16 protein-coding genes are annotated in these 13,349 nt (G+C 59.6%); 11 read left to right on the plus strand and 5 right to left on the minus strand.

The features are described 5' to 3' along the window. Nucleotides 1–7: 7 nt before the first annotated feature. Entirely contained in the window at nucleotides 8–787 is a 780-nt protein-coding gene (locus AC2FML_RS09885) for a type III pantothenate kinase (protein WP_093964922.1), read from the plus strand. Continuing rightward, nucleotides 784–2,451, plus strand: a complete 1,668-nt coding sequence (locus AC2FML_RS09890; RefSeq protein ID WP_496734569.1) for a ribonuclease J — start codon at nucleotides 784–786, stop codon at nucleotides 2,449–2,451. The genes AC2FML_RS09885 and AC2FML_RS09890 overlap by 4 nt, the downstream gene beginning before the upstream one ends. A 6-nt stretch (nucleotides 2,452–2,457) precedes the next feature. Here AC2FML_RS09890 and AC2FML_RS09895 read toward each other — a convergent pair whose 3' ends face one another. Next, entirely contained in the window at nucleotides 2,458–3,159 is a 702-nt protein-coding gene (locus AC2FML_RS09895; RefSeq protein ID WP_170581368.1) for an NUDIX hydrolase, read from the minus strand. 24 nt (nucleotides 3,160–3,183) lie between these two features. Next, entirely contained in the window at nucleotides 3,184–3,582 is a 399-nt protein-coding gene (locus tag AC2FML_RS09900) for a DUF983 domain-containing protein (protein ID WP_496782951.1), read from the minus strand. A gap of 218 nt (nucleotides 3,583–3,800) precedes the next feature. On the opposite strand from AC2FML_RS09900, the gene AC2FML_RS09905 reads away from it, so the two are divergent. The 4 genes from AC2FML_RS09905 to AC2FML_RS09920 are packed head-to-tail and all read left to right on the plus strand — an operon-like array spanning nucleotide 3,801 to nucleotide 5,702. Then, nucleotides 3,801–4,268 (plus strand): EF-hand domain-containing protein, encoded by a 468-nt coding sequence (locus AC2FML_RS09905; RefSeq protein WP_170340413.1) that lies wholly within the window; start codon nucleotides 3,801–3,803, stop codon nucleotides 4,266–4,268. A 6-nt stretch (nucleotides 4,269–4,274) separates the two neighbouring features. Then, nucleotides 4,275–4,889, plus strand: coding sequence for an RNA polymerase sigma factor (locus tag AC2FML_RS09910; protein ID WP_496782953.1), 615 nt, complete (start codon nucleotides 4,275–4,277; stop codon nucleotides 4,887–4,889). After that, nucleotides 4,882–5,235, plus strand: a complete 354-nt coding sequence (locus tag AC2FML_RS09915) for a hypothetical protein (RefSeq protein ID WP_254437052.1) — start codon at nucleotides 4,882–4,884, stop codon at nucleotides 5,233–5,235. The genes AC2FML_RS09910 and AC2FML_RS09915 overlap by 8 nt, the downstream gene beginning before the upstream one ends. Further along, complete coding sequence (locus AC2FML_RS09920; RefSeq protein ID WP_496782955.1) at nucleotides 5,232–5,702, plus strand: periplasmic heavy metal sensor; 471 nt, start codon at nucleotides 5,232–5,234, stop codon at nucleotides 5,700–5,702. Before AC2FML_RS09915 ends, AC2FML_RS09920 begins: the two co-directional genes overlap by 4 nt. Before the next feature lie 5 nt (nucleotides 5,703–5,707). Here AC2FML_RS09920 and AC2FML_RS09925 read toward each other — a convergent pair whose 3' ends face one another. Beyond that, nucleotides 5,708–7,108 carry a diguanylate cyclase gene (locus AC2FML_RS09925; protein ID WP_496782957.1) on the minus strand — a complete coding sequence of 467 codons (1,401 nt, stop codon included), beginning with the start codon at nucleotides 7,106–7,108 and terminating at the stop codon, nucleotides 5,708–5,710. Between the two features lie 88 nt (nucleotides 7,109–7,196). On the opposite strand from AC2FML_RS09925, the gene AC2FML_RS09930 reads away from it, so the two are divergent. From AC2FML_RS09930 to AC2FML_RS09950, 5 genes are all read left to right on the plus strand, one after another. Beyond that, nucleotides 7,197–7,481, plus strand: coding sequence for a DUF3572 domain-containing protein (locus AC2FML_RS09930; RefSeq protein WP_093964931.1), 285 nt, complete (start codon nucleotides 7,197–7,199; stop codon nucleotides 7,479–7,481). Nucleotides 7,482–7,507: 26 nt separating this feature from the next. Continuing rightward, nucleotides 7,508–8,200: an HAD family hydrolase gene (locus tag AC2FML_RS09935; protein WP_496782959.1), complete on the plus strand. Its 693-nt coding sequence runs from the start codon at nucleotides 7,508–7,510 to the stop codon at nucleotides 8,198–8,200. 119 nt (nucleotides 8,201–8,319) lie between these two features. Further along, the gene (locus AC2FML_RS09940; protein WP_496782960.1) at nucleotides 8,320–9,879 is read left to right on the plus strand and encodes a trimethylamine methyltransferase family protein; all 1,560 of its coding nucleotides are present in this window, start codon (nucleotides 8,320–8,322) and stop codon (nucleotides 9,877–9,879) included. A 144-nt stretch (nucleotides 9,880–10,023) separates the two neighbouring features. Next, on the plus strand, nucleotides 10,024–10,608 hold the full coding sequence (locus AC2FML_RS09945; protein WP_170357357.1) for a heme NO-binding domain-containing protein: 585 nt from the start codon (nucleotides 10,024–10,026) through the stop codon (nucleotides 10,606–10,608). Next, nucleotides 10,608–11,600 carry a GGDEF domain-containing protein gene (locus AC2FML_RS09950; protein ID WP_170357358.1) on the plus strand — a complete coding sequence of 331 codons (993 nt, stop codon included), beginning with the start codon at nucleotides 10,608–10,610 and terminating at the stop codon, nucleotides 11,598–11,600. The genes AC2FML_RS09945 and AC2FML_RS09950 overlap by 1 nt, the downstream gene beginning before the upstream one ends. 29 nt (nucleotides 11,601–11,629) lie before the next feature. On the opposite strand, the gene AC2FML_RS09955 is transcribed toward AC2FML_RS09950, so the two are convergent. Both AC2FML_RS09955 and AC2FML_RS09960 read right to left on the minus strand, forming a co-directional pair. Further along, nucleotides 11,630–12,325, minus strand: a complete 696-nt coding sequence (locus AC2FML_RS09955) for a CbiX/SirB N-terminal domain-containing protein (RefSeq protein ID WP_170440877.1) — start codon at nucleotides 12,323–12,325, stop codon at nucleotides 11,630–11,632. A gap of 63 nt (nucleotides 12,326–12,388) precedes the next feature. Next, the gene (locus AC2FML_RS09960; RefSeq protein WP_170404291.1) at nucleotides 12,389–13,321 is read right to left on the minus strand and encodes an AEC family transporter; all 933 of its coding nucleotides are present in this window, start codon (nucleotides 13,319–13,321) and stop codon (nucleotides 12,389–12,391) included. Nucleotides 13,322–13,349: the final 28 nt, after the last annotated feature.

The following is a 13,349-nucleotide window of genomic DNA, read 5'->3' on the forward strand; positions in this document are numbered from 1 at the left end:
GGCGCATATGCTTCTGGCCATTGACTGCGGCAACACGAACACCGTTTTCTCGATCTGGGATGGCGAGAAATTCCTGTGCACGCTGCGCACCTCAACCCACCATGCCCGCACGGCCGATGCCTATTTCACCTGGTACTCGACCCTGGTGAAACATTACGGGATCGAGGCTGACATCACCGACGTCATCATTGCCTCGACGGTGCCGCGGGTGGTGTTCAACCTGCGCGTCTTTGCCGACCGGTTCTTTGGATGCCGGCCGTTGGTGGTGGGCAAGCCCGATTGCGAGTTGCCGGTAGCGCCGCGCGTTGATGAAGGGACGATTCCCGGTCCGGACCGTCTGGCGAATGCGGCCGGTGCCTTTGATCGGCACGGCGGGAATGTCGTGGTGGTGGATTTCGGGACCGCCACGAATTTCGATGTGGTCGCCGCTGATGGCGCCTATGTCGGAGGAGTGATCGCCCCCGGCGTGAACCTCAGTCTCGAGGCCTTGCACCAGGGCGCTGCAGCTCTGCCGCATATCGACGTGACGCGTCCCGAGAAAGTCATCGGCACAAACACGGTTGGATGTATCCAGTCAGGTGTGTATTGGGGGTATTCCGGCCTCATCGAAGGTTTGATCGACAGGATCAAGGCGGAATACGGAATGCCCATGAAGGTCATAGGGACGGGCGGTCTTGCACCGTTGTTCGATCAGGCCGATGTGGGCTTTGATGCAATTGAAGACGATCTGACGATGCACGGGCTTACCGTGATCCATCGCTACAACAAGGATACTGGCTCGGCATGAGCAGCGAAAGACTGATCTACTTGCCGCTCGGCGGCGCGGGCGAAATCGGTATGAACGCCTATGTCTACGGCTATGGCAAACCCGGTCAGGAACGTCTGATCCTGGTCGATCTGGGCGTGACCTTTCCCGACATGGATACAACGCCGGGCGTCGATCTGATCTACGCCGACATTTCGTGGTTGAAGGAACGTGCGGATCGGCTTGAGGCGATCTTCGTCACCCATGCGCACGAGGATCACGTCGGCGCCGTGGCCCATTGTCATGAGGCCCTTGGCGCGCCGGTCTACGCGCGTGCTTTCACCGCAAATATCGCCCGCCGCAAAATGGAAGATGCCGGACATCCGCCCGAAGCCGTGCGCACCGTGTCCGCCTGGCCCGAGCAAATCAAGGCAGGTCCGTTTACGGTCGGATTCCTGCCCGTTTCGCATTCGATCCCCGAGAGTGCGGCGCTGGTGATCGACACGCAGGCTGGCCGTGTCGTGCATACCGGTGATTTCAAACTGGACACCAATCCGGTTGTGGGCGAACCGTTTGATCCCGATCTTTGGGCCGAAGTGGCCAAGCCTGGGGTCAAGGCGTTGGTTTGTGACAGCACCAACGTGTTTTCCTCGCATCCCGGTCGCTCGGAGTCGGAGGTTGGGCCGGCCATCACCCAATTGGTCGAGGACGCGACTGGTATGGTGGTTGCAACGACCTTTGCGTCGAATGTCGCGCGGGTCAAAACGCTGGCCGAGGCCGGGCATCGGGCGGGTCGTTCGGTGGTTCTGTTGGGCCGGGCCATGCGCCGCATGATCGAGGCTGCGACTGAAACCGGTATCCTGTCTGATTTTCCGCGCGTGATCAGCGCTGAGGAAGCCTTGGATCTGCCCCGCCAGAACCTGATGCTGATCGTCACCGGCAGCCAGGGTGAGCGCCGCGCGGCCAGCGCGCAGTTGGCGCGCGGCAAATACCGGGGGATCGAGCTGAAGGATGGCGACCTGTTCCTTTTCTCCTCGAAGACCATTCCGGGGAATGAACGCGGTGTGATCCGCATCATGAACCAACTGAGCGAAAAAGGCGTCGACGTGGTCGATGACAGCGCTGGCTTGTACCACGTTTCCGGCCACGCCAACCGCCCTGATCTTGAGCAGATGCATGCCTTGGTCGATCCTCAGATCGTCGTTCCAATGCACGGTGAACACAGGCATCTGCGGGAACACGCCAAGCTGGCCGAGGCCGCAGGTCGTGCCGGTGTCCTGGCGGTCAATGGCACGATGCTGGATCTGTCGGGGAACGCGCCCGAGGTCGTGGATTATGTCGAGACCGGCCGGACCTACCTGGACGGTTCCGTCAAGATTGGCGCGCTGGACGGTGTGGTGCGGGACCGTATCCGCATGGCTCTGAACGGGCACGTGACCGTAACTGTCATCCTGGACGAAGACGATGAGCCACTGGGCGAACCTTGGTGCGATACCATGGGGCTGCCGGAAACCGGCGTGTCGCGGGCCGGATTGATCGAGGTGCTGGAAGAGGACCTGAACCAGTTCCTGATGCGGGCTGAGGTCAAAACGCTGCGGGACGATGACAAGCTGGAAGAAGCCATGCGTCGCATCGTTCGACAAAGTGCACAGATCGAAATCGGCAAAAAGCCCGAAGTCACAGTTGTAATAAGCCGAATGAAATAAGGCGGCTCAGTCTGTTTCGGGCATCGGGTGGCCCTTGAGACGCTGGAACAGACTGGCTTCTTCGTTGTTCAGAAAGAACGGCACGGAGTCGGGGGGCGTTGTATCTGATACGCGCGCCTCGACTTCCGACAGAACAACCTCGGTGATGAAGGGCAAGTCGAACTCCCGCGCCTGTTCCAGCGGAATCCACTGTAGATGTGACAGTTCATCCGAGGCCTGGCTGAAATCGTCCAGATCACCGGCGATGGCATCTGCGTCCAAAAGAAAAAATCGGGCGTCGAACCGGCGTGGGCGTCCGGGCGGGGTAACCGCGCGGAACACGAACTGCAGCGCTTCGGCCGACGGAATGTAGCCTCTTTCCGCGAAGCCGGTCCAGGCTTGTGGAACCGGACCCGGCCAGGTGTCGCGGACACCGAGGATAAAGCCGGTCTCCTCCCACAACTCGCGAATTGCCGCTGCCGCCAGTGGCACATGCAGTCCGGCAGGAGCCTGATCGCTCAGCCTTTGTTGGCAAATCTCGGGAACCGGAGTGGCCAGCGGAACTTGCGCGTCCTCAGCATCCACGGCACCCCCCGGAAATACGAACTTGTTCGGCATGAAGGCCGCCGCGGCACCACGTTGGCCCATCAGAATCGACGGGGTTCGAAAACGGTCGCGCAAAACGATGATCGTCGCGGCGTCGCGAATTGCGGATTTGTCCACGGTCATGAGAAGCTCAGTTGCATTGACGGGTCACTTGTTGTCGTCGAACCCGTGCATCTTCCGGGCCCATTGAAAGCCGACGACCGCTCCTTTGAGCCTGGGAAGAAGGAACAGCGACAGTGCAACGCAAGCTATCGAAAAGCCGATTGCCATGGCCCACGGAGACGGGCGCAGGCCGACGTAAGTGACATGCAGCGCCGGAGCCAAAAGGTGTCCGACCAGCAGAATGGTCAAGTAAGCCGGCCCGTCATCTGCCCTGTGGTGAAACAATTCCTGACCGCAGTCTGCGCAGGTATCATTCACCTTCAGGTAGCTGTGCAACAGCTTGCCTTTGCCGCAATTGGGGCATTTGCACCGGAACCCTTTCACGATGGCGGGCCATGTGGGGCGTTCCTCCTGAGAGAGGGTGTCGATGGTTTGATCTGTCATCTTGATACTCGCGCTCGGATTTCGGGGATATTGCGCTTGTTTCATCCCGCAGAAAAGGGGGGTGCGTCGCTTTGCACCGACCCTCTCGAAAATATTGACCGGAAATGCAGGTTTCAATGCCGGAAAAAAATTCGCGGACAGCGACGGAAACTTTGCCGGGCTGCGTTTGAATGAATGTAAGCAGCGGCACAGGGCCGCGACAACAAAGGAAACGAGCAATGAAGAGCGCAAAATTTATCTCGGCCATCATTCTGTCTGCAGTTGCCGTCACCGGGACGGCTGCGCTGGCCAAAGGACCTCGCGACCGTGAACCGGTCAGCTTTCAGGAGCTGGATGCCAACGGTGACGGCCAGGTGACCAAGGCCGAGATGGAGGCCCATCGCCTGCAGAAGTTCACCTCGGCCGATACCGACGGTGACGGAAAGATCAGCGTCGAAGAAATGCAGGCCGAGGCTCAGAAAAAGGCAAACGACCGCGTTTCCGACATGTTCGAGCGTCATGATGCTGACAAAGACGGCTTTCTGACTGCGGACGAGTTGCCGAAACCGCGCCGGGCTGACAAGATGTTTGACCGCCTTGATGCGGATGGAAACGGATCTCTGTCCGAGCAGGAGTTCGCCAATGCACGGGATGGAATGGGTCGGCACCACAAGAAGGGTGGCCGCCCGGACCCAGACAACAACTGACGCAGGATGAAGGACGTGCCGTCCTCTGCGCATACTGTCCGCGGCGACACGGTCGCCGCGGATGCCTGCAGCGACGACGTGTTGCTGAAGCGGTTTGCCGAAGGCGACGCCCAGGCAGCACGCCTGCTGACCGATCGGTTGGGGCCGCGGTGCTATTCGGTTGCTCTGCGTATGTTGAACAACAGGGCAGAGGCCGAAGACGTAACCCAGGAAGCGATGCTTCGGCTGTGGAAAGTGGCGGCGGACTGGGTTCCGGGGCAGGCCAAGATCTCGACCTGGTTGTACCGCGTGGTCTTGAACCTGTGTGTCGATCTGCGGCGGAAGAAAACGGCAGGCACATTGGACGATGTCCCAGAGCCTGAGGACGACCAGCCCAGTGTCGTGGACCGAATGCAGCAAAACGCCCGCGTGGATGCGTTGCAAGCGGCCTTGGCACAATTGCCCGAACGGCAGCGCGAAGCTGTCATTCTCAGGCACATCGAGGAGTTGTCCAATCCGGAAATCGCGGGAATCATGAAGATTTCCGTAGAAGCGGTAGAAAGTCTTGTTGCCCGCGGAAAGCGGTCGTTGACGGCCATATTGTCAGGCCGTCAGGAAGAGTTGGGGTATGACCATGTCTGACCAAGATACAGAACTGGATCTTTTGTTTGCCGAGGCACGGCAGGCGCATGTTGATCTGCCCGACGATTTGGCCGTTCGTATCCTGACGGATGCCGAGGCCATCCGGCTTGCGGCGACAAAAACAGCAAAACCCAAGTCACAAGGATTTCTGGGCAGTCTTATTGCCGGTCTCGGGGGGTGGCAGGCGCTCAGTGGGCTTGCGGCGGCCAGCGTGGTTGGCGCATGGGTCGGCTTTGCAGCGCCGTCCTTTCTGCCGGACCCGGCGAATTACATAATGACCCAGGATGCATCCTACATGGTCGCCAATCTCGGTCTCGAGGCCGCGTTTCTGGAGGAAGCGGAATGAATGAAGACGTTAAACCCCCAAGGCGCTGGGTGCCTGTGCTATTGGTGGTATCCCTTGGCCTGAACCTGCTGGTCGCCGGGGTGATCATCGGGACTGCGCTGCGGTTTCACGGTGTGCGGGACGATGTTCCTCCCGGATTTGGACCTGCCCTGTACCGCGCTCTTCCTGATCCGGAACGCAAGGCGTTGAGAGGCGATCTGGCCGACAAGCATCGGCGCGGGGCCGAGAAAAGGTCTCGTGATTTCAAGGCGCTTGGCAAAGCGCTGCGGGCCGTTCCGTTCGACCGAGATGAAGTCCACAACTTGCTGGAAGAACAAGCCCGGGCGAATGACGAAATCCAGGCGGCTCTGCAAGAGCAATGGCTGGCTCGGGTTTCGGCCATGTCCGACGAAGAACGAAAAGCTTATGCCGACCGCTTGGAAGACGTGTTGAAGCGGCGCCCGGATCCCAAGAGACGCAAGGACTGACCTGCTTAGGCCGCGTTCTGTTTCATCCACACTTGGTTCCGGCCGGCCTGTTTGGCCGCATAAAGCGCCTTGTCCGCGCATTTGATCAGGCTTTCGGCCGACAGTGAGCCGTCCGGAGGTGGGGAGAAGGGTGGCTCGCACACCTTCAGCCCGATGCTGACCGTCACCGGAAGGCGGGCAGGAATGTCCGGCAGGACGACCGGTACGCTGCTGACGCCGCTGCAGATATCGGCCGCCTTCCTGAGCGCCTTTTCGCGGGTCGCGTTTGGCAGTCCGAACAGGAATTCCTCTCCTCCGATGCGGGCGAGGAAGCCGTCAGGTCCGAAAGCGCGCTTCATCCGTTTTCCGGCCTCGACCAAAACCCTGTCACCGGCACTGTGGCCGTAACGGTCATTGATGGATTTGAAATGGTCCAGGTCGGCCAGCATGATCGCAAAACCCCGCTGTTTGTGCACCGAACTGTGCAGCAATTGGTCCATCGCGGTCTGTGCGAAACGACGGTTGTTCAGGCCGGTCAGCGTGTCGATCCACGATTCCTCAAGCCCACGGCGCAACGAGTCGCGCATTTGCTCGTCATGCGCCTTGCGTGCAATCAACGCCTCGACCCGAAGCGATACTTCGTCAGGGCAGAACCCTCCGAGGCAAATTGCATCGGCGCCGCGATCCAAGGCCTCGGCGGCAAGAGTGGCGTTGTCATCGGGAATGATTCCGATCAGAGCGGTCCGCCGGGTGCCGGTGCGGGATTTGAGGTCGGCCAACATGTTCAGGCCGGATGGATCGCTGTTCAGTTCGACAACTATCGCGTCAGGTATGGTGCCAGACAAGACGCCGCTAAGGTTGGGCAGGGTATGGCTGCACACCGAATGCTGCGTTCGTCCGTTCAGGGCCTTGTGCCACAGCGTGCGAGTACGTCCGGTGTGGGCCAAGACGGCGATCTGACCATGCCGCGCGGGCGTGATCATTGCTGCGGGGGCTTCGGCAAATCCCACGGATTGAGGGTTGCCACTGTTCTTCAGATCCTGAGTTTCCGCACGGGCGCGCAGCAGGCTTCGCACACGCGCCAGCAACAGCGTATCTTTGAACGGATAGGCCAGAACGTCATCCAGCCCCTCGGACAGGTTCCGCAGCCGGGCGGTCCGATCGTTCTGAGGCGCAATCGAGACCACAGGGACATCCTGCAGGGCCGGAACGGACAGCATCAGTCTTTTGACGTCGCCCGCGTCTCCGTCGGGTAGTGTCTGGGCCGTCAGCACCAGATCCGGCCGGGTCCGCCGCAGCAACGCCCCAAGACCAGCCAGCTTCTCGCCCTGCACGACATGATACCACGCCGCCGTCAGCTGCACCTTCAGCATGATGCGATTGGTCGAGACCCCGTCGAGGACAAGGATGGTTCCCTGCACGGACATTGTTTTCACCGTAGATTGCATGCCTTGCCAAAGTGTTTATGAGTCTGGTTAACAAACCCTTTCCAAATCTTCGAACCGGGGCCTGATCATGCCGATCTCTGCCGAATTCGCCGAAACTCTGGCCTTGAAAGCGCTTGGGTGGCTTGTTGGGAACGATGAATTGTTGCCTGTTTTCCTTGGTTCGACCGGCGCCTCGACGGATGACCTGAGGGACCGCGCCACAGAGCCCGAGTTTCTTGCTTCGGTGCTGGAATTTCTGATGCTTGACGATTCGTGGGTGTTGGCCTTTTGTGACGCAAACGCTGTCCCCTACGATCAACCGGCCCAGGCCCGAAGCGTCCTGTCAGGCGGCGCGGATGTTCATTGGACCTGAACGGGTCCGCGCAGGAGCAAGAATGCATGTCGATTGATGCGCTGGTTTTTGACAAGGACGGAACCCTGTTTGATTTCGCCGCCACGTGGGGGGCGTTCGGCAAGGCGGTGCTGCTGCGTCTGAGCGAGGGCGACAATGCGCGTGCGTCCGTGCTTGGAAAGAGCATTGGCTTTGACTTCGCGACAGAGACCTATTCCGAGGACAGTATCGTGATCGCTGGCACCGTCGACGAGGTCGCAGACGCCTTGCTCCCAGAACTTGACGGCTGGTCCCGCGAGGATCTGGTTCAGACCTTGAATGCGGCTTCTGCCCATGCGCCTCAGGTCGAGGCCGTTGCGCTTGCACCTTTTCTGCAATTCCTGAAAGACGCCGGCAAGAAGCTGGGTGTTGCGACCAATGACGGCGAGATGCCGGCGAAACGGCACCTGGCCTCGGTCGGAATCGAGACCTATTTCGATTTCATTGCGGGGTATGACAGTGGCCACGGGTTCAAGCCTGGGCCCGGCCAGTTGTTGGCTTTTGCCCAACATGTTGGCGTCCCACCGGACCGGATCGCCATGGTCGGCGACAGTCTGCACGATCTGGAGGCCGGTCGCGCCGCCGGCATGACCACGATCGGTGTTCTGACTGGATTGGCAAAGGTTGAGGATCTTGCACCGATGGCTGATGTCGTTCTTCCCGATATCAGCCACATCCCCGGCTGGCTGAACCTTCGTTAAAGCGCCTTGCCTGAAAATCGGCGGTTCATGAGTTGAAACCGACCTTGGCTGTCGCAGACAGAGCGGCCAGAGACCGGACTTCGGGTCTTGTTTGAGAGTAACAATCGCCGGAGGAACAGATGGCCGACACGAATACTCGCAAGCGCAGGGGTGGTGGACGCGCAGGCGCTGCAGCGCGCCGCGGTGCGGCAGTCATCGACCAGATGCCATGGAACCCGCCGATCAACATCGACCGGCCAACCGAACCGTTGGGCCCCGAGGGCGCCGAAGCCATCCATGACGGCGCCATGCGTATTCTCGAGGAAATCGGCATCGAGTTCTACAATCAGGAAGCCTTGGAGATCCTGCGTGAAGCTGGATGCATCGTCAACGGCGACAACGTGCGCATGGGTCGTGACTTCGTTATGGAAATGGTCGCCAAGGCGCCGTCGACCTTTACCATCACGCCGCGCAACCCGAACCACACGATCGAGATCGGCGGCAAGACGATGTTGTTCGGAAATGTCTCGTCACCGCCGAACTACTGGGACATGGAGATCGGCAAGAAGGTTCCCGGCAACCGCGAAATGTGCCAGAACCTGTTGAAGTTGACGCAGTATTTCAACTGCATCCACTTTGCCGGAGGCTACCCGGTCGAGCCGGTTGACCTGCACGCCAGCGTCCGGCACCTGGATGTCCTTTATGACAAGCTGACGCTGACGGACAAGGCGATGCATGCCTATTCGTTGGGCAAAGAGCGCGTCGAAGATGTCATGGAAATGGTGCGCATCGCAGGCGGTCTCAGCCACGAGGAATTCGAGGCGTCACCGCGCATGTACACCAACATTAACTCGACCTCGCCTCTGAAACATGACCACCCGATGATCGACGGGTGCCTGCGGCTGGCCCGGCGGGGGCAGGCCATTGTCGTCACGCCATTCACTTTGGCGGGGGCGATGGCCCCGGTAACCATGGCCGGTGCCGTTGCGCAGTCGCTGGCCGAGGCGCTGTGTGCGATTGCCTTGTTCCAGTACGTCCGGCCCGGCATCCCATGTGTCATCGGGACGTTCACCTCGAATGTCGACATGAAGTCCGGTGCGCCCGCGTTTGGCACGCCTGAATACATCCGGTCGACCCAGATGACCGGCCAGATGGCGCGGTTCTATGGGCTGCCCTTGCGCTCGTCCGGTGTCTGCGCGGCCAATGTGCCGGACGGCCAAGCTGTCTGGGAGACGTCGAATTCACTCTGGGCGGCGGTGCAGTCGGGGACCAACATGGTCTATCACGCGGCCGGATGGCTGGAGGGCGGCCTGATCGCGAGCCCGGAGAAGTTCATCATGGACTGCGAGATATTGCAGCAAATCCAAAGGTATATGCAGCCTGAGATCTGCGCCACAGGCCCAGACGAAATCGCACTGGAAGCCATCCGAGCGGTCGGGAACGATGGGCACTTCTTTGGCATCCAACACACCCAGGATCGCTATACCACCGCGTTCTATCAACCCTTCCTGAGCGATTGGAAAAACTACGAGGGTTGGGAAGTCGCAGGCGGGATCTGGACAGCCGAACGGGCGCATCTGATGTTCAAGGAGATCATCAACAGCTTTGAGGCTCCGCCCATGGATGAGGCGATCCGAGAGGAACTGGCTGACTTCGTCGCACGTCGCAAAGCCGAAGGGGGCGCGCCGACCGATTTCTGATAGCGCATCATCGGGCAGGCAGCTGGAACGGCAGGATATCTCATCCTGAGATTTCCGTGAATTTTCCGCATCTTGAACTGCCGCATTTGGCCTTTGTTAAGATCTTTGAGGTGGGATCGGCATGAAACCTTTTTGAGGGCATTCATGCACGGATTGATCAACAGGGCAGTTCAATCGTTTGTATGCGCGACCTATGGGCGTGAGCGCTGGCTTCGGGCGACCGAGGCCGCTGAACTTGGGTTCGCCGAGTTCGAAGCGATGCTCGTCTACGACCGGGAAAAGTCATATCGCCTGCTGGACGTGGTCTGCGATCAATTGAACCGTTCGCGGGACGAGTTTCTGGAAGATCTCGGAACCTATCTGGTCTCACACCCGAACATGGAAGGATTGCGGCGCCTTCTGCGCTTTGGCGGCGTTACCTATGTCGAGTTTCTGCAGTCTTTGGATGATCTGGCCGACCGGGTCAAACTTGCGGTCTCTGACCTTGAATTGCCTGCCCTGGAACTGCTGGAGCGTTCGCCCACAGAATTCGAACTGCGCTGCCATCCCGGGCTGGATGGGTATGCCAATGTCATGATCGGGATCTTGCGAGCAATGGCGGACGACTATGGCGCGCTCGTGATTCTGACGCATGCCGGGCAGAGGGGCGGGGTGGACGTCATCTCGATGGTTCTGGTCGAAAGCGCCTTTGCCGAGGGTCGTCACTTTGATCTGGGGGCGCGGAACTGATGATGGATCTGGATCAACTGGGCAGGATGTTGGAGACGTTGTGCCCGATGTTCACCTTGGTGGATCAGGATGGGCGTATCCTTCAGGTCGGGCCGACACTGCAAAAACTGCGCCCCGACCAGCCGTTGGTTGGCAGCGAATTTCTGGAAATATTTGAACTGGTAAGGCCCAGAACCGTGACGACTATGCCGGCGTTGATGGCGACGGCAGGTACCAAGCTTCATCTCAAGCTTCACGATGAACCGCGCACAGCCTTGAAGGGTTTGGTGGCGCCGCTGCCTGACGATGCAGGCGCGGTTATCAACCTGTCCTTCGGGATCTCGATCCTGGACGCTGTACGGGATTATGCACTGACAAGTGCGGATTTCTCGGGAACCGACCTCGCAATTGAATTGCTCTACCTGGTCGAAGCCAAGTCTGCGGCGATGGAGGCTTCGAGGTCGTTGAACCTGCGGCTTCAGGGGGCAATGCTTGCGGCCGAGGAACAGGCCTATACGGATACTCTGACCGGCCTCAAGAACCGGCGCGCGATGGACCACATTCTCGAGCATTTGGTTTCAACGAAATCCACTTTTGCGTTGATGCATCTGGACCTGGATTTCTTCAAAGCCGTGAACGACGAATTGGGGCATGCCGCGGGCGACTATGTGCTGTCCCAGGCCGCCCGGATCATGCTGGAAGAAACCCGCAGCGACGACACGGTCGCCCGGATCGGCGGCGATGAATTTGTTCTGATATTCAAAAGCCTGTCGAGCAGGGCTCAGCTTGAACGGATCGCCAATCGCCTGATTGGCCGCCTTCAGAAACCGATGGTTTTCGAGGGCGAGACCTGCGCGATTTCGGCGAGCATCGGGACCGCACTTACGTCACAGTTTCTGTCCCCGAAACCGGCTGAGATTCTGCACGCGGCGGATTTGGCCCTTTACGAGGCCAAGCGAAACGGTCGGTCGTGCCATCGCTTCTATTCCGAAGAGGCGCGGGCACCGGAGTAGCCCGGTGCGTCGGTAGGCTGGTTGCTTGACTACTCAGCGAAAGCCCCGTCCAATGTCCGCGCGATGTGCGACTGGATTTCATCCAACTCGCCGACCACAGGCAGCACCGGGCCACGAAATGCGGCCTTGCCCAGCTCGGCGGGAATATCATCCAACACGTGGCCCCCGGTGCAGGCAAAGAACGGCAGGCAGATCGCATGATCCCCGGTCATTTGGGCGGCGTCACTGATCGATGGGGGTTCTTCGACAAATCCACAGCGGATTGATTTCAGTGATATCAACCCGGCCAAACGGTCAGCGAATTCGTGGGTGACGGCTGCCGGGTTGCGGCTGCGGCCTGAGCCGTGTGCGGCAATAAGCAGATCCGTGGACGTGGTGCTCCAACCTTGCTCGTCGATCAAGGGTTGCAGGGCGCGCGCCACCAGGTTGGGTAGCTGCGGGTCAACGCCCAGCGGGTCGAGTTGCCGAACTGCGCGCCCTTCAAGGCGTTTGGGAAGCGCAGAAGTCACGAACCACCCTTTCGCCATGAACAATGGAAAAATCGCGCTGCCGTCCGGAATCTCATCAAGGACCTTTTCCAGCGCCCCTGGCGCGGCGAGGGTCGCCGATCTGACTGTGACTCTATCCGTCAGTTGATCGATCCGAGCGGCCAGTCTGGCCAGAGATGCCTCGGCCGGGTCTGGGTCGGACGGTTGGCCATGCGCTACGATGACGGCAGTCGGCATGCTGGGGCTTCCTTGTTCTGTTTCGGGATAGGTGTGGCGCCCTCCCGCAAAGTCAATTCGTCTTTATCCGAGCAACGTCAACCACATCCATACCGTAAGAATGGACACGCCTGTGCCAATCAACACCGAAGAGGCGGCAACTCGTTTGGCCCGGCCATACATGTTGGCGAAGATGTAGGCGTTGAAACCGGGCGCCATCGCAGCGTTCAGAACGCCCGAGCGGAAAAGATCTTGGGGCAGGGCCGTCGCTGTACCGAACAACCAAACCAGGCTTGGATGCAGAACAAGTGAAACGCAGCAAACATAGCCGATTGTCCGCAGGTCACCTTCGGGCTTGTACTTGACCAGAACTCCGCCCAGAGCGAATAGGGCGCCGGGCAGTGCTGCGCGTGTCACCAGGCTCAGGGCCTCGTCTGCCACAGCCGGAATTCCGATGCCCGTGAGATTGACGATGAAGCCCAGAGCGATGCCCAGGATCAGCGCGTTCTTGAACATTGCCGAAAGCACCGATCGGGCCATGCGCATACCGCCATTGCCTCGGTTGCGGATGACCTCCATCACGGTAATGCCAACGCAGTAGCAGAACGGCGAGTGGAACGCGATGATCGCATAGTTTCCGGTCAGGTTGTCGGGCCCATAGGCGCGTTCGGTGATCGGCAGGCCCAGCAGGACCGAGTTCGAAAACAGGCAGCAGAACCCGATCGCAACGCAGTCTTCCCATTCGCGCTTGAATATCAGGCGAGCGCCAAATACCCCCGCAAGGAAACACAGAGCTGCGGCAGTATAGAAACTGCCCAGAAGGCGCGGGTCAAAGCTGGCGCTCAGGTCCAGATGGGCGATGGCCAGAAACAGCAGGCAGGGGATTGCGAACCCCTGCGTGAACTTCATCAACCCGTCAATATGAACTTCTTTGAAATAGCCCGTCAGCGTCGAGACATAACCAGCCCCAATCACAAGAAAGACCGGAAGGATGACGTCGATCAGGCTTTGCAACATCTCACGACCTCAATCCAGGCTGTTCGGT

The sequence above is a fragment of the Ruegeria sp. BHSC029 genome (assembly GCF_059613085.1).

Bases quoted from the DNA above. Each gene is read 5' to 3' on its own strand.
- AC2FML_RS09885 (WP_093964922.1), top strand. From the start codon at position 8: ATGCTTCTGGCCATTGACTGCGGCAACACGAACACCGTTTTCTCGATC.
- AC2FML_RS09890 (WP_496734569.1), top strand. From the start codon at position 784: ATGAGCAGCGAAAGACTGATCTACTTGCCGCTCGGCGGCGCGGGCGAA.
- AC2FML_RS09895 (WP_170581368.1), bottom strand. From the start codon at position 3,159: ATGACCGTGGACAAATCCGCAATTCGCGACGCCGCGACGATCATCGTT.
- AC2FML_RS09920 (WP_496782955.1), top strand. From the start codon at position 5,232: ATGAATGAAGACGTTAAACCCCCAAGGCGCTGGGTGCCTGTGCTATTG.
- AC2FML_RS09915 (WP_254437052.1), top strand. From the start codon at position 4,882: ATGTCTGACCAAGATACAGAACTGGATCTTTTGTTTGCCGAGGCACGG.
- AC2FML_RS09950 (WP_170357358.1), top strand. From the start codon at position 10,608: ATGATGGATCTGGATCAACTGGGCAGGATGTTGGAGACGTTGTGCCCG.
- AC2FML_RS09935 (WP_496782959.1), top strand. From the start codon at position 7,508: ATGTCGATTGATGCGCTGGTTTTTGACAAGGACGGAACCCTGTTTGAT.
- AC2FML_RS09905 (WP_170340413.1), top strand. From the start codon at position 3,801: ATGAAGAGCGCAAAATTTATCTCGGCCATCATTCTGTCTGCAGTTGCC.
- AC2FML_RS09910 (WP_496782953.1), top strand. From the start codon at position 4,275: ATGAAGGACGTGCCGTCCTCTGCGCATACTGTCCGCGGCGACACGGTC.
- AC2FML_RS09930 (WP_093964931.1), top strand. From the start codon at position 7,197: ATGCCGATCTCTGCCGAATTCGCCGAAACTCTGGCCTTGAAAGCGCTT.
- AC2FML_RS09945 (WP_170357357.1), top strand. From the start codon at position 10,024: ATGCACGGATTGATCAACAGGGCAGTTCAATCGTTTGTATGCGCGACC.
- AC2FML_RS09900 (WP_496782951.1), bottom strand. From the start codon at position 3,582: ATGACAGATCAAACCATCGACACCCTCTCTCAGGAGGAACGCCCCACA.
- AC2FML_RS09960 (WP_170404291.1), bottom strand. From the start codon at position 13,321: ATGTTGCAAAGCCTGATCGACGTCATCCTTCCGGTCTTTCTTGTGATT.
- AC2FML_RS09925 (WP_496782957.1), bottom strand. From the start codon at position 7,108: ATGTCCGTGCAGGGAACCATCCTTGTCCTCGACGGGGTCTCGACCAAT.
- AC2FML_RS09940 (WP_496782960.1), top strand. From the start codon at position 8,320: ATGGCCGACACGAATACTCGCAAGCGCAGGGGTGGTGGACGCGCAGGC.
- AC2FML_RS09955 (WP_170440877.1), bottom strand. From the start codon at position 12,325: ATGCCGACTGCCGTCATCGTAGCGCATGGCCAACCGTCCGACCCAGAC.